General features: G+C 71.8%; 19 protein-coding genes, 1 other RNA gene and 2 pseudogenes. 12 read left to right on the forward strand and 10 right to left on the reverse strand.

The window, feature by feature from the left end; all coding sequences use genetic code 11:
- Window positions 1-1,021: 1,021 nt before the first annotated feature.
- The 7 genes and pseudogenes from AB0I21_RS54045 to AB0I21_RS54075 all read right to left on the reverse strand — a co-directional run bounded on the left by AB0I21_RS54045 (window position 1,022) and on the right by AB0I21_RS54075 (window position 5,856).
- Entirely contained in the window at window positions 1,022-1,453 is a 432-nt protein-coding gene (locus AB0I21_RS54045) for a DUF3052 domain-containing protein (protein WP_033362448.1), read from the reverse strand.
- Between the two features lie 106 nt (window positions 1,454-1,559).
- A pseudogene (locus AB0I21_RS54050) lies at window positions 1,560-2,630 on the reverse strand (transketolase C-terminal domain-containing protein); the annotation flags it as partial.
- Between the two features lie 276 nt (window positions 2,631-2,906).
- Window positions 2,907-4,106, reverse strand: a pseudogene (locus AB0I21_RS54055) (thiamine pyrophosphate-dependent enzyme); the annotation flags it as partial.
- A 54-nt stretch (window positions 4,107-4,160) separates the two neighbouring features.
- Window positions 4,161-4,604, reverse strand: a complete 444-nt coding sequence (locus tag AB0I21_RS54060) for an NUDIX domain-containing protein (protein WP_360573350.1) — start codon at window positions 4,602-4,604, stop codon at window positions 4,161-4,163.
- A 48-nt stretch (window positions 4,605-4,652) separates the two neighbouring features.
- Window positions 4,653-5,066 (reverse strand): YjbQ family protein, encoded by a 414-nt coding sequence (locus tag AB0I21_RS54065; protein WP_344506181.1) that lies wholly within the window; start codon window positions 5,064-5,066, stop codon window positions 4,653-4,655.
- 13 nt (window positions 5,067-5,079) lie between these two features.
- Window positions 5,080-5,337, reverse strand: coding sequence for a hypothetical protein (locus AB0I21_RS54070; protein ID WP_360573352.1), 258 nt, complete (start codon window positions 5,335-5,337; stop codon window positions 5,080-5,082).
- Between the two features lie 42 nt (window positions 5,338-5,379).
- Window positions 5,380-5,856, reverse strand: a complete 477-nt coding sequence (locus AB0I21_RS54075) for a hypothetical protein (RefSeq protein ID WP_360573354.1) — start codon at window positions 5,854-5,856, stop codon at window positions 5,380-5,382.
- A 251-nt stretch (window positions 5,857-6,107) separates the two neighbouring features.
- Between AB0I21_RS54075 and aceE the strand changes: the two genes are divergently transcribed.
- The 6 genes from aceE (at window position 6,108) to AB0I21_RS54105 (ending at window position 12,204) form a co-directional block, all read left to right on the forward strand.
- A complete protein-coding gene (gene aceE, locus AB0I21_RS54080; RefSeq protein ID WP_360573356.1) occupies window positions 6,108-8,852 on the forward strand; it encodes a pyruvate dehydrogenase (acetyl-transferring), homodimeric type in 2,745 nt (914 codons plus the stop codon).
- 76 nt (window positions 8,853-8,928) lie between these two features.
- A complete protein-coding gene (locus AB0I21_RS54085) occupies window positions 8,929-9,570 on the forward strand; it encodes a transporter (RefSeq protein ID WP_360573358.1) in 642 nt (213 codons plus the stop codon).
- On the forward strand, window positions 9,563-9,859 hold the full coding sequence (locus AB0I21_RS54090; protein ID WP_360573360.1) for a transcriptional regulator: 297 nt from the start codon (window positions 9,563-9,565) through the stop codon (window positions 9,857-9,859). Before AB0I21_RS54085 ends, AB0I21_RS54090 begins: the two co-directional genes overlap by 8 nt.
- Before the next feature lie 19 nt (window positions 9,860-9,878).
- A complete protein-coding gene (locus tag AB0I21_RS54095; RefSeq protein ID WP_360573362.1) occupies window positions 9,879-10,760 on the forward strand; it encodes an ABC transporter ATP-binding protein in 882 nt (293 codons plus the stop codon).
- Between the two features lie 2 nt (window positions 10,761-10,762).
- Window positions 10,763-11,500 (forward strand): ABC transporter permease, encoded by a 738-nt coding sequence (locus tag AB0I21_RS54100; RefSeq protein WP_360573364.1) that lies wholly within the window; start codon window positions 10,763-10,765, stop codon window positions 11,498-11,500.
- Window positions 11,501-11,793: 293 nt separating this feature from the next.
- Window positions 11,794-12,204 carry a hypothetical protein gene (locus AB0I21_RS54105; protein WP_360573366.1) on the forward strand — a complete coding sequence of 137 codons (411 nt, stop codon included), beginning with the start codon at window positions 11,794-11,796 and terminating at the stop codon, window positions 12,202-12,204.
- Window positions 12,205-12,562: 358 nt separating this feature from the next.
- On the opposite strand, the gene AB0I21_RS54110 is transcribed toward AB0I21_RS54105, so the two are convergent.
- Window positions 12,563-13,201, reverse strand: coding sequence for a bifunctional DNA primase/polymerase (locus tag AB0I21_RS54110; RefSeq protein WP_360573368.1), 639 nt, complete (start codon window positions 13,199-13,201; stop codon window positions 12,563-12,565).
- 193 nt (window positions 13,202-13,394) lie between these two features.
- Here AB0I21_RS54110 and AB0I21_RS54115 point away from each other — a divergent pair, with 193 nt between their 5' ends.
- Genes AB0I21_RS54115 through AB0I21_RS54135 form a run of 5 tightly spaced genes read left to right on the forward strand, consistent with a single transcriptional unit; the run spans window position 13,395 to window position 18,267 of the window.
- The gene (locus tag AB0I21_RS54115; RefSeq protein WP_360573370.1) at window positions 13,395-14,627 is read left to right on the forward strand and encodes a helix-turn-helix domain-containing protein; all 1,233 of its coding nucleotides are present in this window, start codon (window positions 13,395-13,397) and stop codon (window positions 14,625-14,627) included.
- Window positions 14,628-14,651: 24 nt separating this feature from the next.
- Window positions 14,652-15,194, forward strand: coding sequence for a flavoprotein (locus AB0I21_RS54120; protein WP_360573372.1), 543 nt, complete (start codon window positions 14,652-14,654; stop codon window positions 15,192-15,194).
- Between the two features lie 9 nt (window positions 15,195-15,203).
- Entirely contained in the window at window positions 15,204-15,995 is a 792-nt protein-coding gene (locus tag AB0I21_RS54125; RefSeq protein WP_360573374.1) for a Nif3-like dinuclear metal center hexameric protein, read from the forward strand.
- Window positions 15,992-16,732 (forward strand): C4-type zinc ribbon domain-containing protein, encoded by a 741-nt coding sequence (locus AB0I21_RS54130; RefSeq protein WP_360573376.1) that lies wholly within the window; start codon window positions 15,992-15,994, stop codon window positions 16,730-16,732. The genes AB0I21_RS54125 and AB0I21_RS54130 overlap by 4 nt, the downstream gene beginning before the upstream one ends.
- The gene (locus AB0I21_RS54135) at window positions 16,729-18,267 is read left to right on the forward strand and encodes a bifunctional RNase H/acid phosphatase (protein WP_360573378.1); all 1,539 of its coding nucleotides are present in this window, start codon (window positions 16,729-16,731) and stop codon (window positions 18,265-18,267) included. The genes AB0I21_RS54130 and AB0I21_RS54135 overlap by 4 nt, the downstream gene beginning before the upstream one ends.
- 62 nt (window positions 18,268-18,329) lie before the next feature.
- On the opposite strand, the gene AB0I21_RS54140 is transcribed toward AB0I21_RS54135, so the two are convergent.
- Window positions 18,330-19,097: a sulfite exporter TauE/SafE family protein gene (locus tag AB0I21_RS54140; RefSeq protein WP_360573380.1), complete on the reverse strand. Its 768-nt coding sequence runs from the start codon at window positions 19,095-19,097 to the stop codon at window positions 18,330-18,332.
- A gap of 30 nt (window positions 19,098-19,127) precedes the next feature.
- Here AB0I21_RS54140 and rnpB point away from each other — a divergent pair.
- An RNA gene (gene rnpB, locus AB0I21_RS54145) (RNase P RNA component class A) lies at window positions 19,128-19,498 on the forward strand.
- Window positions 19,499-19,676: 178 nt separating this feature from the next.
- On the opposite strand, the gene AB0I21_RS54150 is transcribed toward rnpB, so the two are convergent.
- The gene (locus tag AB0I21_RS54150; protein WP_360573382.1) at window positions 19,677-20,282 is read right to left on the reverse strand and encodes a hypothetical protein; all 606 of its coding nucleotides are present in this window, start codon (window positions 20,280-20,282) and stop codon (window positions 19,677-19,679) included.
- Window positions 20,283-21,062: the final 780 nt, after the last annotated feature.

Here is a 21,062-nt window from a genome sequence, read left to right on the forward strand (position 1 = left end):
CGGTGTGCGCGGGCGTGCCCGGGTCGGCTTCGGCGTGAGCGCTGTCGGCTGTGGCGGGGGCAGGTTGTCCGCTTGGCCGGGCTGGGGTCGCGGGCGGCTGGGGCAAGGTCGTTGCCGGCTCCGGTGTGCGCGGGCGTGCCCGGGTTGGCTTCGGCGTGAGCGCTGTCGGCTGTGGCGGGGGCAGGTTGTCCGCTTGGCCGGGCTGGGGTCGCGGGCGGTCGGGGCAAGGTCGTTGCCGGCTCCGGTGTGCGCGGGCGCGCCCGGGTCGGCTTCGGCGTGAGCGTTGCCGGGTGCGGTCGGGTGGGTGTTTCCCCCGGGGTATGGTCGCCCCCCCGGGGCTGTGGTGTGTGAGGTCCTGGTCGCGCGGTTCGCGTGCCTCGGTCGGACCGGAGCGCAATCAGTGCATCCGGGTCTGGGGGTGGTTCCACGCTCCGGAGGCCAGGACTCCGCGCCGTCTCGCGGATTGAAGGGCGGATCGCTGTCCGTCGGTCATGGTCCTCGGCGGTGGCGAGCGGCCGGCCCGAGGCGGGTGGCATTGCCGGGCAGCGCCGGCGTGGGTGCGGAATCTGCGCAGCGGCTGGTGCGAGCCGAAGCGAGGTGTGGGTGAAGCCGGGGATGGGGGCGCGCGTGTCCACGATTGGGGGACGAGGGCGGACTTGTGCGCGATCGTGGTGGCGCGGGGCGGCCGGCCGGGCGCGGGTAGGGCGGCGTGATCGGAAAGCGGATCCGCTGCCGGGGCGACCGGATCCGCGAGACGATCATGGCGGCGGCGTCGAGGAAGGCCAGGGCGTGGCCTGCCGGTGCAGCAGCGTCTGCGACCTGCGGGTGACGTCCGCCGCTCCGTCCCGTCCAGCAGCGACCCCGGTCCAGCGGGGAGCGGCACCTCGGCGGGTGGGCGAGGAGCAGGTTGAGCGCAGGAGGGAACGGCCCGGGTGCCTGACGAAGGTGGCGAGGCCGGGCTGGGGGTCAGGGCTCGCCTTCGGTGGCTCCTCGCGGAGGGGAAGGCGAGCGCACCGACAAGCTAGCGGCGGGACCTCGCGGCGCGCGGGGCGACCAGGCGCGCCGCGGTCCAGTCCTTGCCGGCGTTGACCGTCGAGGTCTGCTGCAACCCGGCGGTGGGGGCCGACTCGTTGATATCGCTCGGCTCGACGTGCCCGGGGCGGCCGGCCTTGGGGGTGAGGAGCCACACCACACCGTTGTCCGCGAGCGGGCCCAGCGCGTCGATGAGCGTCTCGACCAGGTCGCCGTCGTCGTCGCGCCACCACAGCAGCACGACGTCTACGACCTCGTCGGTCTCCTCGTCAACCAGGTCCCCGCACCGGTCGATCAGGACGTCGCGGAGATCCTGGTCGACGTCGTCGTCGTACCCCATCTCCATAACGACCATGCCCGGTTCGACACCGAACCGGTCCGCCAGGCTCTTCACCTCGGCCTGACCCGCGGTCGCGTTCACTGTCCACTGCCTCCTGTCGCAACACCACTGTTAGCGCGTAGTCCACACAGTACGGGCCGTCAACGCAAGTGGCGCACCGATGCGATCGAAAAACTAAAGGTCCAAACTACCGGGCCAACAGCGATTTCGCTCCCTGGACGATCTGTTCCTCGGAGACAAGGACGTGGTTGGCGGCCGGGCCGAGCGGCACGAACGAGTCGACCGCGGCCACCCGGCGGGCCACGCCGACGTAGCCGGCGTCGACCAGGGCGGCGATGATGCCCTCGCCGACGCCGCCGGAGCGGCGGGTCTCGTCGACGACGAGGACGCGGCCGGTGTCGGAGGCGTGCTTGATGATGTCGCCGACGGGCAGGGGCGACAGCCAGCGCAGGTCGACGACCCGGCAGGCGACACCCTCCTCGGACAGGCGGGCGGCGGCCCGCAGCGACATCCGGACGCCGTTGCCGAACGTGATGATGGTGAGGTCGTCGTTCGGGCCGCTGTGGTACGCGCGGGCCCGGCCGATCGGCACGTGGATGGCCGACCATTCGCTCGGTGGGGCGTACTCCGACAGCCACCAGTTGTCGCTGTCGCCGTGCAGGTCGCGGGTGTGGTACAGGGCGATCGGCTCCAGGAACACGCAGACGCTGCCGTCGACGACCGCGCTGGCGAGGCAGGTGCGCAGCATGGGGGCCGCGTCCTCGGCCCGGGCCGGCGCGGCGACCACGAGCCCCGGGATGTCGCGGAGCACGGCGAGGGCGTTGTCGTTGTGGAAGTGCCCGCCGAAGCCGAGCTGGTACGCGAGTCCGGCGACCCGGACGACCATCGGGTTGTGATAGGCGCCCTGCGAGAAGAACTGCATGGTGGCGGCCTCGCCGCGCAGCTGGTCCTCGGCGTTGTGCAGGTAGGCCAGGTACTGGATCTCGGGCACTGGCAGCATCCCGGCCAGCCCGGCGCCGAGGCCGAGGCCGAGGATGGAGGTCTCGTCGAGGAGGGTGTCGAAGACGCGCGCGCTGCCGAAGCGGTCCCGCAGGCCCTTCGTCACCCCGTAGACGCCGCCCTTGGCCGCCACGTCCTCGCCGAAGACCACCATCTGCGGGTACGCGAGCATCGCGTCGGTCAGGGCGGCGTTGATCGTCTGGGCGAGGGTGAGCGGGCCGGCGCGCTCGGGGAGCTTCCCGTTGAAGGCGGCCGCGCGGGTCGGCGGATGCCCGTTGGCACGGGTGTCGGCCGGCTCCGGCGACGCTTCCGACGTTTCCGGCACGTCCGAGAGTTCCGACGCGTCCGGCACCTCGGTCGCCGTGAAATCCGAAGACGACGGCGAATCCGAAGACGAATCCGAAGACGAAGGCGACGGCGACGCGTCGGTGTCGGGGGCGCGGTGGGAGTGCGGCGGTTCGTACGCCTCGGAGAACTCCAGGTCGTCGCCGATGTCGCTGCCCGCGTCGGGGTCCACGGCCTCGTCGACCAGGTCGGCGGCGGCGTCGGCGACGGCGCGGGACACGCGGACCGGCCGGCGCGGCGCGAGCGGCGCCGTCACCTCGGAGGCGCTGGCCTGCTTCGGCTCGCCGAGGACCTCCTCCGCGACCCGGCGCACGTCCCAGCCGAGCTCGTCGTAGCGGGCCATCAGCTCCGACGGGGTGGCGACGCCCGCCTCGACGATGAGCCGGGCGGTGTGCACGAGCGGGTCGCGGGCGAGGTCGGCGGCGATCTCGACGGGGGTGCGGTACGCCATCTCGGCGTCGGCGCCGGCGTGGCCCATCAGCCGGACGGTGGTGAGGTGCAGGATCGCGGGCCGGCGGAAGCGGCGCACCCAGGCGGCGGCCTCGGCGGCCCGGTCGTAGGTGGCCGCGCTGTCGCACCCGTCGGCGGTGTAGTACCGGAGCCCGGGGCGGCTGCTGAGGGCGGCGGCGACCCAGCCCTCGGGGGAGCGGACGCTGATGCCGAGGGAGTTGTCCTCGCAGACGAACAGCAGCGGCAGGCGCAGCCCGACGTGGTCGCACCAGCCGGCGGTGTTGAACGCGGCGGTCGCGGCGGCGTGGTTGATCGACGCGTCGCCGAAGGAGCAGACGACGAGGGCGTCGCCGGGCCAGCCGTGGCCGTTGGTGCCGGCACCGGCACCGGGCTCGGCGTGTGAACCGGTGCGCCGGCGGCCGCGGCCGAGCGCGTACGCGACGCCGATCGAGCGCGGCAGGTGCGAGGCGATCGTCGAGGTGGTGGGCACGACGTGCAGGTCGGGGTGGCCGAAGACCTTGTGCCGGCCGCCGGCGATCGGCTCCTTCGCCGAGGCGACGACCCCGCGCATGACGTCGCGGATGGGGTCGCTGCCGGGGACCTGGGCGGCGCGCATGCAGTAGAAGCCGCCGGAGCGGTAGTGCAGCAGGGCAGGGTCGGTCGGGCGCAGCGCCGCGGCGACCGCCGCGTTCCCCTCGTGTCCGGACGAGCCGATCGTGTAGTAACCGGCGTTGAAGCTGCGCAGCCAGCGGGCCGCGAGGTCGAGGTGCCGGCTGGTGCACTGGGCGTCGTACAGCTCGCGGGCCTGCACACCGGTGAGCGCGGTGTCGTCACGCACCGGCTCGTCGAGGTCCCGGATGACCGTGGCGGCGACGAGCCCGGCGAGCTCCGCGCGGAACCGCTCGTCGAGGTCCTGAGGGGTGGTCACGCTCGACAGCATGGCCGACTTTGGTCTTCGTCTGCCAGTCCGACGCGTCGCCCGGTGTCGCGACGGTCACGGCCCGTTGCGCGTCACCAGGGCTCTGTACTGCGAAGACTCCAGGAAGCCCGGCACCAGAAGTGCCGCGGTCACGCCGAGGTCGCGGGCGAGTGCCTCCTCAGGTGTGAGGAAGACCATTGCCTGCCCCTCGCCGAGCACGATGTCGTCCTGGGTGGCGTCGGTGGCCGCGTAGTACACGTGCATCTCCACCAGACCGTCGGCGGTCGTCACCGAGGGTCTTGTACAGGTGACGTAGTGCTCCAGGTCTGTGACGGTCAGTCCGGTCTCCTCCCGCACCTCGCGGCGGGCCGCCTCCTCGGGCGTCTCCCCGTCCTCGATCTTGCCGCCGGGCATCGCCCACTGGTTGGGCGAGACCTTCGCGTGGGAGTCACGGTGCTGCATCAGGACCCGCCCCTGCGGGTCGACGAGGAACACGACGGCGACGCGACGCTCGATCACGTCAGAATCCTCCCGCGCCTGAGCCGGGAACTCCGGCAGGAAACGCGCTCATCCGGTCAGGAAGCTGAAACGGACCTGGCGGGTGGCGTTGTCGCCGTTCGGGTCGACCAGGCAGATCGACTGCCAGGTGCCCAGCGCGATCCGGCCGCCGACGACCGGCAGCGTCGCGTACGGCGCGACGAACGCCGGCATGACGTGGTCGCGGCCGTGGCCGGGTGAGCCGTGCCGGTGCCGCCAGCGGTCGTCGGCCGGCAGGACGTCGTCGAGGGCGCGCAGCAGGTCGTCGTCGCTGCCCGCGCCGGTCTCGATGATCGCGACGCCGGCGGTCGCGTGCGGGACGAACACGTGCAGCAGCCCGTCGCCGTCCGGCGCGTGCCCGGCGACGAACCGCGACGCCTCGTCCGTGATGTCGCGCACCACCGGCCGGGAGCCGGTGCGCACGGTGATGACCTCGGAGTGCATGGACCCCAGTCTGTCAGTCGGACGAGGACGACGACGAGGAGCCCGAGTCGGACGACCCTGAGTCGGACGACCCCGAGTCGGACGAGCCTGAGTCGGAGGGCCAGTCGAAGCCGGAGGAGCCGGTGTCGGAGGAGGTCGCGTCGGAGGAGGACCCGGAGCGGCCGCCGCCGCGGGCGGCGCCGATGGCGGCCACCACGACCACCACGACCAGGAAGATCACGATGGCGGCGATCATTTCGGGCGGCGGGCCCGAGGGTGCGTTGTCAGGCACAGCCGCACGGTAGTCAACGCACGCAACGGGAGGCCGGTGGCCTCAGTCGCTGGAGGAGGAGGACGACGACCCGGAGTCCGACGAGGACGAGGAGCCCGAGTCCGACGACGAGGAGGAGCCGGAGTCCGACGACGACGAGCCCGAGTCGAAGGACGACCAGGACGACCCGGAGTCGTGCGAGTGGGAGTGCGAGTGGCCGTGGTCCATGCTGTGCCCCCAGCCGTGGACGTGACCGCCGTGGGAGTCATGGGAGCCGTGGGAGCCGTGGTGCCCGCCCGAGGGGCCGGAGCCGCCGCCGTCCGGGGTCCAGTCGGGCCCGATCGGGTCGGTGCCGAAGGGGGACGAGGACGACGACGGGCGGCCCGGCCGGAGCCCGCCGCCGGTCGTGGTGTTGATGGCGGCGCCCGCGGCGCGCACCATCCGGCGCACGACGATCGTGATGACGACGACCACCGTGATGATCGAGGCGGTGACGCAGAGGACTGGGACCAGCAGCCACCAGGCGGAGTTGTCGGACACGGCCGCACCGTAGCCGATCGGGACCCGCCGCATGATTGATCAGTCGCGGTTTTGTCACGCAGAAGTTACCCGCCGGTATCGTGTCGCGCGTCGCAGTTGACGCCCCGTAGACGTGACGGATTGCACTGAGGGCAGGCAGGATGGGACATGGGCTCACACATTGCCTCAACACGAACACCCAGAGGCCATCCCGACCGGCCACCACCGTCCTACCTCGGGGGCGACCGGTCCTACACCTAGAAGGAACGCCTGTGTCCACCGAACGCAAGCGCCCAGTGATCAGCGACGGCCTGCCGAGTCAACTGCCGGACATCGACCCGGAGGAAACCACCGAGTGGGTCGAGTCGCTGGACGGAGTAATCGACGAGCGCGGCACGAAGCGCGCCCGGTACGTGATGCTGCGCCTGCTGGAGCGCGCGCGGGAGCGACAGGTCGGCGTGCCGCCGCTCACGACCACCGACTACATCAACACGATCGCGCCGGAGCGTGAGCCCTGGTTCCCCGGCGACGAGCACGTGGAGCGGCGCATCCGCGCCTACATCCGGTGGAACGCGGCGATGCTCGTGCAGCGCGCCCAGCGCCCCGACGTAGGCGTCGGCGGTCACATCTCGACCTTCGCCAGCGCCGCCAGCCTGTACGAGGTCGGCTTCAACCACTTCTTCCGGGGCAAGGACCACCCGGGCGGCGGCGACCAGATCTTCTTCCAGGGGCACGCCTCGCCGGGCATGTACGCGCGCGCGTTCATGGAGGGCCGCCTGAGCGAGCAGCAGCTCGACGGGTTCCGCCAGGAGCTGTCGCACGGCGGCATGGGCAAGGGCCTGCCCAGCTACCCGCACCCGCGGCTGATGCCCAACTTCTGGGAGTTCCCGACCGTCTCGATGGGCCTGGGCGGCATCAACGCGATCTACCAGGCGCGGTTCAACCGGTACCTGCACAACCGTGGCTTCAAGGACACCAGCCAGCAGCACGTATGGGCGTTCCTCGGCGACGGCGAGATGGACGAGCCGGAGTCGATCGGCGCGATCGGCGTCGCCGCCCGTGAGGAGCTGGACAACCTCACGTTCGTCATCAACTGCAACCTGCAGCGCCTCGACGGCCCGGTCCGCGGCAACGGCAAGGTCATGCAGGAGCTCGAGGCGTTCTTCCGCGGCGCCGGCTGGAACGTGATCAAGGTCGTCTGGGGCCGGGAGTGGGACCCGCTGCTGGCCGCCGACACCGACGGCGCGCTGGTCAACCTGATGAACGTCACCCCGGACGGCGACTACCAGACCTACAAGGCGGAGTCCGGCGCGTACGTGCGGGAGCACTTCTTCGGCCGCGACCCGCGCACGCGCAAGATGGTCGAGCACCTGTCCGACGACGAGATCTGGAACCTCAAGCGCGGCGGCCACGACTACCGCAAGCTGTACGCGGCGTACAAGGCGGCCACCGAGCACACCGGCCAGCCGACGGTCATCCTGGCCAAGACGATCAAGGGCTGGACGCTCGGCTCGCACTTCGAGGGCCGCAACGCGACCCACCAGATGAAGAAGCTGACGCTGCAGGACGTCAAGGACTTCCGCGACCGGCTGTACCTGGACATCCCGGACAGCGCGATCGGCGACAACCCGTACGCGGTGCCGTACTACCGGCCCGACGAGAAGTCCGACGAGATGCAGTACATGCGCGAGCGGCGCGCGCAGCTGGGCGGACCGGTGCCGAACCGGCGCACCAAGCACGTGGACCTGAAGCTGCCGGAGTCGTCGGTGTACGGCGACATCAAGCGCGGCTCGGGCAAGCAGAAGGTCGCCACCACGATGGCGTTCGTCCGCATGCTCAAGGACCTGATGCGCGACAAGGGCATGGGGCGGCGCTGGGTGCCGGTCATCCCCGACGAGGCCCGCACGTTCGGCATGGACTCGCTCTTCCCGACCGCGAAGATCTACTCGCCGCACGGGCAGAACTACACGCCGGTCGACCGGGAGCTGTTCCTGAGCTACCGGGAGTCCACCAACGGGCAGATCCTGCACGAGGGCATCAACGAGGCCGGCTCGGTCGCCTCGTTCACGGCCGCGGCGACCAGCTACGCCACCCACGGCGAGCCGATCATCCCGGTCTACATCTTCTACTCGATGTTCGGCTTCCAGCGCACCGCCGACGGCATCTGGGCGGCCGCCGACCAGATGTCACGCGGCTTCCTGCTGGGCGCCACCGCGGGCCGCACCACGCTCAACGGTGAGGGCCTGCAGCACGAGGACGGTCACTCGTTGCTCATCGCGGCGACGAACCCGGCCGTGGTGGCCTACGACCCGGCGTTCGGCTACGAGATCGCGCACATCACCGAGAACGCGGTCAACCGGATGTACGGCGAGAAGCCCGAGGACCTCATCTACTACCTGACGGTCTACAACGAGCCGATCTTCCAGCCGGCCGAGCCCGCGGGCCTGGACGTGCAGGGCGTGCTCAAGGGCCTCTACAAGTACCTGCCCGCGCCGGTGCAGGAGGGCCCGAAGGCGCAGATCCTCGCCTCCGGCACCGGCATGCAGTGGGCGCTGAAGGCGCAGAAGCTGCTCGCCGAGGAGTGGGGCGTGGCCGCCGACGTGTGGTCCGCGACGTCATGGACCGAGCTGCGCCGCGACGCGATCCTCGCCGAGGAGCACAACCTGCTGCACCCGGCCGACGAGCCGCTGGTGCCATACATCACCCAGGCGCTGCAGGGCGCCGAGGGCCCGGTCATCGCGGTCTCCGACTTCATGCGGGCCGTGCCGGACCTGATCGCCCGCTGGGTGCCCACCGACTACACGTCACTCGGCACCGACGGCTTCGGCCTGTCCGACACCCGGCACGCGCTGCGCCGGCACTTCCACGTCGACGCCGAGTCGGTCGTGGTCGCCACGCTGCGTCAGCTCGCCCGCCGCGGCGAGGTGCCGGCGTCGGCCGCCGCCGACGCGGCGAAGAAGTACGCGATCGACGACGTCAACGCCGCCCCGGTGGGGGAGACCGGCGGCGACTCCTGATCGACGGGTAGCGAGGGCCGTCCGCACGGGCGGCCCTCTCTTTCGGCAAACAGGTTTGCGGCGTAAAGTAGTTTGCATGACCCCGGTCGATGACGACGCGCCGCCCGCCTCGCCGGCGGAGTCCCTCGCCCTCATCCAGCAGGAGCGCACGGCCGTCACCAGCACCATCACCCTCAACCCGCTCGTCTACTACCTGCCCTGGGGCCTCGCCTGGCTGGTGGGTCACGGGCTGCTGTTCCTGCGGTTCGGCCCCGGCGGCCGGGTCTTCGTCGACCTGCCCGAGTGGCTGCCGCTGGTCGTGCTGTTCGCGGCGATGGCGGCCGCGATGGTGAGCACCCTGGTCGCGTCCGCCCGGCGCGGGCGGGGCGTCGAGGGCCGCTCGTCGTGGCAGGGCACGGCCTATGGGATCGCCTGGTTCCTCGCGTTCGCCGGCGTCGGCTCCACCACCGGGCGCTTCGTCCGCTACCTGCCCCAGGACGAGCAGGGCCTGCTGTGGGCCTGCGTCTCCGTCGGCACCGTCGCCGTCATGTACATGGCGGGCGCGGCCATCTGGATGTCGCGCGACATGTTCGTCCTCGGCGCCTGGCTCACCGTCATCAACATCGCCGGCGTCGCCCTCGGCCCCGGCTGGCACTCGCTGCTGATCTCCGTCGGCGGTGGCGGCGGCCTGTGCCTGCTCGCGGCGGTCCTCTGGTGGCGGGGACGGCGGCGTGGCTGAGCTCGACCCCGTGATCCACGCCCAGGCGCGGCTGCGGATCATGGCCGCGCTGTCCGGGCTGCCCGCCGGCGACCGGGTGACCTTCCCCCGCCTGCAGGAGCTGCTCGACATGACGGCCGGGAACCTGTCGGTGCACCTGACGAAGCTCGAGCAGGCCGGCTATGTCGACCTGGTCAAGTCCTTCCGCGGCCGCACCCCGACGACCTCGGCCGCCCTCAGCGACCGCGGCCGGGTCGCCTTCGACGACTACACGGCCGCCGTCCGCGCCCTCCTGGATCCCAACACCTAGACCCCACCAGGGAGTCCTGATGCTCCTCGCCCGCACCGTCGACGTCACCCGGCGCTACGGCACCGGCGCCAAGGCCCGGGTCGCGCTCGACGGCGTCAGCCTCGACATCCACGCCGGGGGCGTGGTCGGGCTGCTCGGCCCCAACGGCGCCGGCAAGTCGACACTCGTCAACCTGCTCGTCGGCCTGCGCCGCCCGACGGGCGGCACTGTCGAGCTCTTCGGCGGCGACCCCCGCGACCCGGCCGCCCGCCGCCGGATCGGGGTCACCCCGCAGGAGACCGGCCTGCCCGCGACGCTGCGGGTGCGCGAGTGCGTGGCGTTCGTCGCGGCCCACTTCGCCGACCCGGTCCCCACCGGCGAGCTCCTGGAAGGGTTCGGCCTGACGGAGGTCGCCGGGCGGCAGACGGGCGGCCTGTCCGGTGGCCAGAAGCGCCGCCTCGCCGTCGCGCTCGCCTTCGTCGGCCGCCCCGACCTGGTGTTCCTGGACGAGCCGACGACCGGCCTGGACGTGCAGGCGCGCCGCGACCTGTGGGACCACATCCGGGCGTACGGGCGCACCGGCACCGTCGTGCTGACCAGCCACTACCTGGAGGAGATCGAGGCCCTCGCCGACCGGGTCGTGGTCCTCGCCGGCGGCCGGGTCCTCGCCGACGACACCGTCGCCGCGATCCGCGCCATGGTCGGCATCCACCGGGTCAGCCTCGACAGCGCGACGCTGCCCGAGCTGCCGCCGTTGCCCGGCGTCGTCGGCGTCGAGCAGGCCGACGGCCGCACCTCCCTGCTCACCGCCGACCCGGACCAGCTCGTGCGGGACCTCGTCACCACGGGCGTGCCGTTCCGCGGGCTGCAGGTCCGGCCCACCAGCCTCGAAGAGGCATTCCTGACCCTGACGGGACGCTGATCATGTCGCTCGCGCTCACGCATGCCCGGTTCCGCATCCTGGAGACCGCCCGCATCCCCGTCGCCGTCGTCGGCGGGGCGTTCTTCCCGGCCGCGTCGATGCTGTTCTTCGTCGTGCCGTTCGCCGGGGACGACCCGGTCGGCGCCACCTACGCGACGGCCTCGATGGTCATGTTCGCGGTGATGACCAGCTCGCTGTTCACCTACGGCGTCGGCGTCGCCGAGGACCGCGCCCAGCCGTGGGACCCATACAGCCGCACCCTGCCGGCCGGGCCCGCCGTCGCCTTCACCGGGCGGGTCCTGTCCGGGCTCACGTTCATGTTCCTGTCGCTGATCCCGGTCGTCGTCATCGGCGCGACACTGACCGCCGCCACCGCCTCCCCGGTGCGATTGCTGCTCGCCCTCGGCGCGGTCGTGCTCGGCGCCCTGCCGTTCACGTTCATGGGCCTGGCGATCGGCTATTGCCTGCCGACCAAGGCCGCCCTCGCCGTCGCGCAGATCATCTTCTTCCCGCTCGCGTTCGGCGGCGGGCTGTTGTCGGCGCCCGGCGACGCGCCCGGGTTCGTCGAGACGATCGCGCCGTTCCTGCCGACCCGCGGCGCCGCCGAGCTGCTCTGGGCGGCGGTCGGCGACTTCACGGTGTCGGCCACCTCGATGGTGACCCTGGCCGCCTGGACGGTCGCGGCGGCGGGCCTCGCGGCCTGGGCGCACCGCCGCGACGAGGGAGCCCGCTTCAGCTGATCCGCACCCCGGCGCCCTCCGGTCGGCGGCAAAATGCCGATTGGGGGGCGCCGATGTTTGTCGCAAAAGCACCCACCCGATCTTTCCTGGTCATTACCCTGGAGTGGGGGGCGGTGGCAACCACCGGCGGCGGAAATCAACGAACCGTTCGACCGGACGCGCCGTTTCTCCGATCACACATGAATCCTTTCTTCGGGGAATATGAAATGTATCTTTGGTACCGCGACCAGGCGGTGCGCGTCCCGTTGTCCTCGACAAGGACACGGGCGAGGGGGACGAGGGTGACGGGGGCGGTGACGGCCGTGGCGCAGCCGGACGCGGTCGGCCTCGTCGTGGCGTACCTACGCGCACAACACCATCTGTCCGACGCGACCCTGGTGACCTCGCGACCGGCCAATCCGACGAGTGATCCACCGGTCCTGCTCGTGGAAGCGGTGGGGGAGCCGGTCCGCTCCCGCCTGCCGTGGGCGCGTCAGGTCCGCTGGCGGATCGGGCTCCAGGCGTGGGCCGCAGCCGACCGGGCGGAGGCGGTCGTCTACGGTGCCTTGACCGCGTTGCTCGCGGCGCGCGGCGTCAGGCTGCCCGAGGGCGGCCGGATCGTCCGGGTCGACCCCGCCGCCCAGCCGGTGGAGGTGCCCGACCGGAAAGCGGGCGCCGACGTCCGCCGGATGGTGGCCACCGTGGACGTTCTGGTGAGTTACTGATCAATTGAGTAGATCAACACTCAGGGTTGAGTAGGTATTCACGCAACCCTTGAGTAGCCCTGTCGGATGACAAGGGTCGACGTAGGGCTACACCGGCGCTACGTTGGGCAGCGGCATGAATTCTGCACGTGAATTTTTTCCGAAGCCTAGCGCGCTCGTCGACCCCCGCCGCTCGGGCGATGTCCCGTGCCCGAGCGGCGGAGGCCTCCCGCGCCCGGGCGCCGGAGACCGTCGCGGCACTGGTCGCGGGCGCTCGCCCATCGACGGTGCTGGTTGCTCGTGCCTGAGCGGCGGCCCGGTTGTGGACAACGGCAACGGCCGGTCCCCCCGAGAGGACCGGCCGTCTGCTGTGGTGGGGTCAGGCGGCGGTGCGCCAGATGCCCCGCTGTCCCGCGCCCGCCATGGGTCCGGCCCCGATCGCGTCGAGCATGAGGGCCTGCACGGCGTAGGGCTCCGCCGGCCGCCAGCCGTGCGACTCCGGGGACAGCTCCCAGCGCACCCGCCCGCCGAACTGCGGGCTCGGCGCCGCCGGCACCCACGACCCCTGCCCGTGCAGCACCACGCCGGGCTGCTGGGCCAGCTCCGGCAGCAGTCCGTGCCCGGGCAGCACCAGGAACGACCAGCGGTCCCCCTGGTCCTTCTGCCGGGCCACCATGACCGGCCCGCGCGCTGCGACGAAGCCGTCGCCGAGCAGCGCGGCCCGGCCCAGCGCGCCGGGGACCTCCAGGACGTCGAAGGCGTACCCGGTCGGGAACAGGACGCTGTAGGGGTGCACGCGCCACCACTCGGCGACGGCCGCCGGCGACCGGCTCGGCGTGTTCGCGGTGGGGTGGCACGCCACGGTGCGGCAGCCGGGCTGGCCGCAGTCGAAGCGGCGCTCCCTGGCGTGCCGGCCCGCGTGCTGGCCGACCAGGTAGGCGCCGGGCAGCACGTGCCAACCGTGTTCGGCGTACCGGACGGCCGCTTTACGGAGTTTGGCGCGTTCCCAGGACCGCATGTGCTCCTCCTAGCAGCGGAGATCACTCGAAAGTGCGCACAGAACCACGTCGCGTCACCGGACGACGTGTGCGTCGTTGGCAATGGCAACGGGGTCTGCAACTTGCACTTCAGAACGTATGAGCACGAACGCCGGACGAACCGCACAAAAGGTGCGATTTCGGCCGAGCGGGTGACCTCCGGAGGTGAGCGGCGTGGATGAGCTGCCGATCGGGCGGCGCGTGGCCTACTGGCGGAACCGGCGCAAGATGTCCCAGCAGGTCTTCGCGGACCGGCTCGGGAAGTCGAAGAGCTGGGTCGACAAGGTCGAGCGCGGCGTGCGGCGCCTGGACAAGTTCTCGGTGGTCTACGAGATCGCCGACGTGCTCCAGCTCGACGTGCAGATCCTGCTGGGCAAGGACCCCGAGCGGCGCCCCGACAGCGTCAACTGCGTCGACCAGGTCGAGGTCGAGGAGATCCGCGCCGCCCTGGAGCGCTACGACCAGATCAGCGCCTTCTTCTACGCGCCGCCCGAGCCGCCGCCCCTCGCCGAGATGCGCAAGGCCGTCACCCACGCGTGGCTGAGCTACCAGCACGCGAAATACGGCATGCTCGCCCGGACCCTGCCCCGCCTGCTGCGGGAGGCCCAGGCCGCCGACACCGCCTACTCCGACGGCGGGCAGGGCCGCGAGGCCGCCCACCTGCTCGGTCAGGTCTACCAGATCGCCTCCTCGGCGCTGCGCAAGCTCGGCGAGCACGAGCTGGCCTGGCTCGCCGCCGACCGGTCGATCGCGGTGTCGCAGCGCGCCGGCGACCAGCTCCTCGCCGGCGCCGCCACCACCAGGGTCGCCCTCGCCCTGCTCGCCCTCGGCCGGTCCCGCCCGGCGCTGGAGATCAACGTCAACATCGCCAACCGGCTCGCCCCCGGCTCCGACGGCAACGACTGCGCACCGGAGCGCCTGTCGGTCTACGGGATGCTGCTGCTGCAGGGCGCGATGGCCGCCGCCCGCATCGGCGACGGCGCCACCGTCCGGGACCTGCTCGGCGGGGCGGAGGAGGCGGCCCGGGGGCTCGACGGCGACCACAACTACTACTGGTCCAGCTTCGGGCCGACGAACGTGAAGCTGCACCGCGCCGCCGCCGCCGTCGAGCTCGGCGAGGGGCGCCACGCGGTCGAGGTGCACGAGTCGCTGAACCTGGAGGCGTTCCACGCGCTGCTGCCGGAGCGCCGCGCGCACCACTACCTCGACCAGGCCCGCGCCTACGCCCTCCTCGGCGACATCGAGCAGGCCAGCGAGATGCTCCTGGAGGGCGACCGGCTCGCCCCCTCGGAGATCCGCTGCCGGCCGCTGGCCCGGGAGGTGCTCAGCGACGTCCTGCGGCGCACCCGCGGCACCCCCTCGGCACCCGTCGCTGAACTCGCCGAGCACATGAGCGTGGGGGTGTAGGGCGCGGGGTAGCACAATGCCCGCATGGCCGGTCATGTCCTCTACGCCGTGATGTGCGGATCGCCCGTCACGCAGCACGCCAGCAAGCTGGTGTCGCTCGCCCAGGCGAAAGGCTGGGAGGTCTGCGTGGTCGCCACGCCGGACGCCCTCAAGTGGCTCGACATCCCGAGCCTCATCGCCCAGACCGGGCACCCCGTCCGGCACCGGTACAAGTACCCCGGAGACCCTGACATCCTCCCGCAGGCCGAAGCCATGATCGTCGCCCCGGCCACCGTCAACACGATCAACAAGTGGGCCGCGGGCATCGCCGACACCCTGGCCCTCGGCCTCGTCGTCGAGGGCCTCGGCATGGGCCTGCCGATCGTCGCGGTGCCCTTCACCAACGCCGCCATGGCCCGGCACCCCGCGTTCGGCGAGTCGATCGAGAAGCTGCGGGCCTGGGGCGTCACCGTCCTCTACGGCCCCGACGTCCTGCCCCTCCACCCGCCCGGCACGGGCGAGCGGATCACGGACCGCTTTCCCTGGCATCTGCCCGTCGAGGCGCTCGGCCCGCCGCGGGTGGAGTAACGTCGCGCCGTGCTAGTCGCCGAACTCGTCGAACTCATCGAGCAGCGCTACCCGACCTCGTGGGCCGAGAGCTGGGATCGGGTCGGTCTCACCCTCGGGGAGCCGTCCGCGGAGGTCACCAGGGTCTTCCTCGCCGTGGACTGCGACCCCCGCACGGTCGAGGAGGCGGTCTCCGCCGGCGCGGACCTGATGTTCACCCACCACCCGCTGTTGCTGCGCGGCGTGTCCAGCGTCGCGCCCACCACGTACAAGGGGGCGATCGTCCACCGGATGATCAAGGCGGGCATCGCCCTGTACACCGCGCACACCAACGGCGACGTCGCCGCCCCCGGCGTGTCCGACGCGCTCGCCGCACGGCTCGGCCTCACCGGCGTCCGGCCGCTGGTCCCGACCGCCGACGACCGCGGCCACGGGCGCGTCGGCGAGCTGCCATCTGCGATGGCACTGTCGGACCTGGCCGCGCTCGTGTCGTCGGCAGTGGGTGATGTACGGGTGGCAGGGGTCCCCACGGACACGGTCCGGACGGTTGCCGTGTCCGGGGGTGCGGGCGACGCGTTCCTGGCCGACGCGGCGCGGGCCGGCGTTGACGCATACTTGACTGCGGATCTGCGCCACCACCCGGCGCACGAGCACCTGGCCAACGGCGGTCCCGCGCTGCTGGACGTCTCGCACTGGGCGTCGGAGCGGCCGTGGCTCGACGACGTGGCGGCGTTCCTGCGGCAGGAAGCCGGCCTGCAGACCATCGTGTCCGATGTGGACACCTCACCGTGGACGTTCACCTTGGAGGACCGCAACCAGTGAAGGCCGACCCAGAGGCTCAGCGCCGCCTGCTCGACCTGCAGGCGATCGACATCGCGCTCACCCAGCTCGCGCACAAGCGCAAGTCGCTGCCCGAGCACGCGGAGCTCGACCGGCTGGCCCGCGAACTGTCCACGATGGAGGACGAGCGCGTCCGCGCCCAGGTCGCCGTCGACGACCTCGACCGCGACATCAGCCGTCTCGAGCGCGACGCCGAGCAGGTCCGCGCCCGCAAGGACAAGGACCAGGCGCGGCTCGACGCCGGCACCGGCCCCGCCCGCGAGCTGGAGGCCCTGCAGCACGAGATCGCCACGCTCAAGCGGCGCCAGGGCGAGCTGGAGGACGCCGAGCTGGAGCTGATGGAGCAGCGGGAGACCGCGCAGGCCGCCCTCGACGAGGTCGCCGGCCGGCTCACCGAGACCCGCTCCGTGCGGGCCGCCGCCGAGCAGCGCCGCGACGAGGCCCTGGCCGGGATCGCCAAGGACGAGGAGTTCCGCCGCTCCGGCCGCAAGCCCCTCGCCGCGGACCTCCCCGCCGACCTCATCACCCTGTACGACAAGATCCGCGAGTCCAGCGGCGGCATCGGCGCCGCCATGCTCCGCCACGGCCGCTGCGAAGGCTGCCGCCTGGAGCTCGCCGGCGGCGACAAGGCCCGGGTCAAGGCCGCGGCCGCCGACGAGGTCGTCCGCTGCGAAGAATGCCGGCGCATCCTCGTCCGGACCGCGGAGTCCGGCCTGTGAAGGTCACGATCGAGGCCGACGGCGGGTCCAGGGGCAACCCCGGCCCCGCCGGCTACGGCGCGGTCGTTCGCTCCACCACCGGCGAGGTCCTCGCCGAACGCCTCGGCCGGCTCGGCGTCACCACCAACAACGTCGCCGAGTACACCGGCCTCATCGAGGGCCTCCGCGCCGCCACCGAGCTCGGCGCCGACGAGGTCGAGGTCCGCATGGACTCGAAACTGGTCGTCGAGCAGATGTCGGGCCGCTGGCAGATCAAGCACCCCGGGCTGGTCCCCCTGGCGGCGGAGGCGAGGGACCTGGCCCGCTCGTTCCGCTCGGTCCGCTACTCGTGGATCCCCCGCGAGCGGAACAAGCACGCCGACCGCCTGGCGAACGCCGCCATGGACGGCGCCTCCACCCCACCCGCCACTCCTGGCTCTCCCGCCTCTTCTGGCTCCGGCGCCTCTTCTGGCTCCGGCGCCTCTTCTGGTTCCGCTGCTGCTTCTGGTTCCGCCGCCGCTTCCGGTTCCGCTGTTGCGGAGGCCGCTCCGGTCGCGGGCCCCGACTCGCCGGGCCGCGCGGCCGCCCGCGCCGTCGCCGCCGCCGCGAACTCGTCTTCGTCCCGGGGCCCGTCTTCTTCCTCGGGCTCGTCTGCCGCTGGCTCTTCTTCCGCGGGCCTACCTTCTTCCGCGGGCTCGTCTTCCACGGGCCTGTCTTCTTCCTCGGGCTCGTCTTCCGCGGGCCTGTCTTCTTCCGCGGGCCGCTCTTCCTCTGCGGGCACCTCTTCTGCGGGCACCTCTTCGGGTGCGGGATCGGCCGGTCCTGCCCGCTCGTCCGGTTCCACGGACGCCACAGCACAGACGTTGGTCAATACGTCGGACGTCGATGCCGCACCCGCCGAGCCGGTGGCCCGGTCCTGGGCGCCGCCGTCGACAGGGTCGCCGTTGCGGATGCTGCTCGTCAGGCACGGCGAGACGCCGTACACCGCCGAGAAACGCTACTCGGGGCGCAGTGACATCCCGCTGTCCGACCGCGGGCGCGACCAGGCCGGTCGTGCCGCCGGCCGGATCCGGGACCTCGCCCCCGACCTCGCCGCCGTGGTCAGCTCGCCGCTGCGGCGGTGCCTGGAGACCGCGGCCGCCGTGCGGGGCCTCGTCGGCGACGTCGAGATCGTCACCGACCAGGACCTCGTCGAGTGCGACTTCGGCGAGTGGGACGGGCTGACGTTCGCCGAGGTGCGGGCCGCTTACCCGGCCGAGCTCGACCGCTGGCTCGCCTCGCCCCTGGTCGCGCCGCCCGGCGGGGAGTCGCTGCAGCAGGTCACCATCCGGGTGCGGCGGGCGGTGCGGCGGCTCCAGCAGCAGTACGCGGGACAGCGGATCGCCGTCGTCAGCCACGTGACCCCGATCAAGTCGATGCTGCGCGACGCCCTCGCCGCCGGCGACGCGTTCATGTACCGCCTGTACCTCGACCCGGCCGGCCTCTCGATCGTCGACTCATGGCCTGACGGCGGGGTCGCCGTGCGTACCGTCAACGACACCGCACACCTGAGCTGACGCCGGACCGCCTCATGGCGGGCGCCGCGGTGGCTCTGGTGCTGGCCTGCCGGTGCGGAAGGTCAGGTCAGCGCCCGGTACAGCAGGATCAGGCCGACGCCGGTGCCGAACGCCACGATCAGCCACTTCAGCACCGCCGACGGGAGCCGCCGGGCGAGGCGGGCGCCCACGTAGCCGCCGAGCATCGCGGTCGGCGCCACCACCAGCACGTCCACCCACTCGACCGGCCCGAACAGCGCGAACACGCACACCGTCACCAGCCCGGCGATCGCCGACACCACGTTCTTCAGCGCGCTGATCCTCGCCATCGACTGATCGAGCACCAGACCCAGCGCCGCGACCAGCATGACGCCGAGCGCGGCGCCGAAGTAGCCGCCGTACAGCGAACCGGCGAACACCATCGCGTGCAGGCTCAGCGTCCTGCGCGACGGCGACATGTCCCGCGGGTTGCCGACCAGCTTGCGCAGCCGGTCCTGGAACGCCAGGGTGGTGGCCGCCGCCAGTACCAGGAACGGCACCACCAGGTCGAACGCCCTCGCCGGCGTGATCAGCAGCAGCACACACCCGAGCGCCGCGGCCACCACCGACGTCGGCACGATGCCCGCCACCGTCCGCCGCGGCAGCTCGCTGAGGTCCATCCGGCTGCCGTACACCGAGGCGACGTACCCCGGGAACACCGACACCGAGTTGGTCACGTTCGCCGCCACCGGGCTCAACCCCGTCGCGATCAGCGCCGGAAACGTGATCAGCGACCCGCCGCCGGCGATCGCGTTGACCGTGCCGGCGGCCAGCCCGGCCCCGGACAGGAGCGCGATGTCTGCAAGGTTCATGGTGCCGCCTACCATAGTCATCACGACGGACGAGTCGACCGGGCGGCCGCGTCGGCACCTTCACCGGTGCCGCCGAGGAACGTCCGGGCTCCACAGGGCAGGGTGGTTGTTAACGGCAACCCGGGGCGACCCGCGGGACAGTGCCACAGAGAACAGACCGCCCGGCCCCTCGGGGCCGGGTAAGGGTGAAACGGTGGGGTAAGAGCCCACCAGCGCCCCGGGTGACCGGGGCGGCTAGGTAAACCCCACCCGGAGCAAGGTCAGACGCAGGCGTTCGAGGGCGGCCCGCCCGAGCCTGCGGGTAGACCGCTGGAGCCTGCCGGCAACGGCAGGCCGAGATGGATGGCCGCCCCCGCCCCTCCGGGCGAGGACAGAACCCGGCGTACAGGTCGACTCGTCCGTCAGTTACTGGTCACGGCACTTCTCGTGGCCTTTGAGCTGGTGTTTCGTACGTCAGTACTGGTCGATATCGGTCAATGCTGGCGGTCGTTCGACGGCCCAGCGACGGCCCAGACGGCCCAGGGACGGCCCAGCGGAGATCACAGGTCGACGCGTCCGGCACCGACTTTGGTCGTCTGCTCATGCCTCCACGACGTCGCCGGATGCTTGGACTGCATCGACAAAGCGGCGGAAGACCGGCCATGGGATCGCCCAAGAGCCGTGCATGGTCAGCGTCACGCGGTCGGAAGGACCCGGCACGAACGGTCCGCTCTCCGGCTGAGCGTCCGGGATCTGGACGTCGATGTAGTCGTTGCCCACGGCGTCCGGCTTGACCTCGTACAGCTCGTAGCACCACGAGTCGTTGTCCCCGAAGTGGAACTGGTTGACCTCATACTGCCGATCGTCGTGCTGCCAGACGTTGAGCGTCAGGGGCAGCGCGGTGGCCTCGGTGGCGGGGCCCCGGTCCTCCTCCATCAGGTCACCGCTGGACTCCACCAGGCCGATGAACTTCGTCAGGATCGGCCACGGCACCTGGCCGCCGGCGGCGCGGACGAAGACGTGATTGGCCGGCTTCGGTGTGAAGGGGCCGTCATCCGGAGTCGCGTCGGGGATGACGATCTCGAGGTACGGGCCTGTGCCAGGGGCTCCGGTCAGACCAGTCAGCTCGTACTGCCAAGCATCGTCGGGCCGGCTGTACCCGGAGCTGACCTCATACAGCTTGTCGTCGTGGAGCCAGACCTCCATCGCCTCATGATCGCAGAGCTGATCAGCCTTTGTCGTGGCACATTCGCGCGGCGGCAGGGGTGTACAGGGCTGGAGTTCTGCGCTTCCCGGGTTGCTTCCGCAACATGCTCCGACCCCGGAGAGGCTTCCCGTTGCGCAGGCTCCGCCCGGACATGCTGTGCCGGTGGGGCGCCATCACGTACGGACCGTTCGGTTGCCCTCGGCCGCTGGCGCCCTGCCGGTGCGGCATGGCTGCCCTTGGGTGCGCAACGGGAGGACTCGGAGCCCACCCCGGGCTTCCCGGCCCGCCGCAGTCCAGGGCGCGTAGCCCTGGCCGCCGGAGGCATACGCAGTCCCGGGTGCAGCGGCCGGAGGCCCTGCCCGCCGGAGGCAAGAGGCCGCCTCGCGCGGACCCGGCAGGGCGCGACGGCCTGGCCTGGCGACGGGGGCCGCCGCCGGCGTCGCGGTCGGTCGGCAGGATGTAGCTGGAGTTGATGCACGAGGCGTGACAGCGCTGGCCTGGCCCCGGTCTCTCGTCGTGAGATGGCCGGGGCTTCGGCGTGTCCGTCCGGGCTTTGCGCGCGGCCGGGACCGCCGCGCCGGGAGCGGAGCGGCAAGGCGCGGCGTGGCCCGAGCCGCGCGAGCGGCCCGTCAGGGCCGCCTTGAAGACGTATAGAAACTTCTCACCTGACAAGGTTGAGGGCTTTGTCGTACTCCGCTTGATCCGTTACAGGTTGACTTCACTTGATGGGTGACACTCCGCCGAGTGCTGGTGGAGTTGACCATGACGGAACAGCGGTA

Origin of the sequence: Dactylosporangium sp. NPDC050588, from assembly GCF_040654975.1 — a bacterium.
Classification (GTDB): Bacteria; Actinomycetota; Actinomycetes; order Mycobacteriales; family Micromonosporaceae; genus Dactylosporangium; species Dactylosporangium maewongense.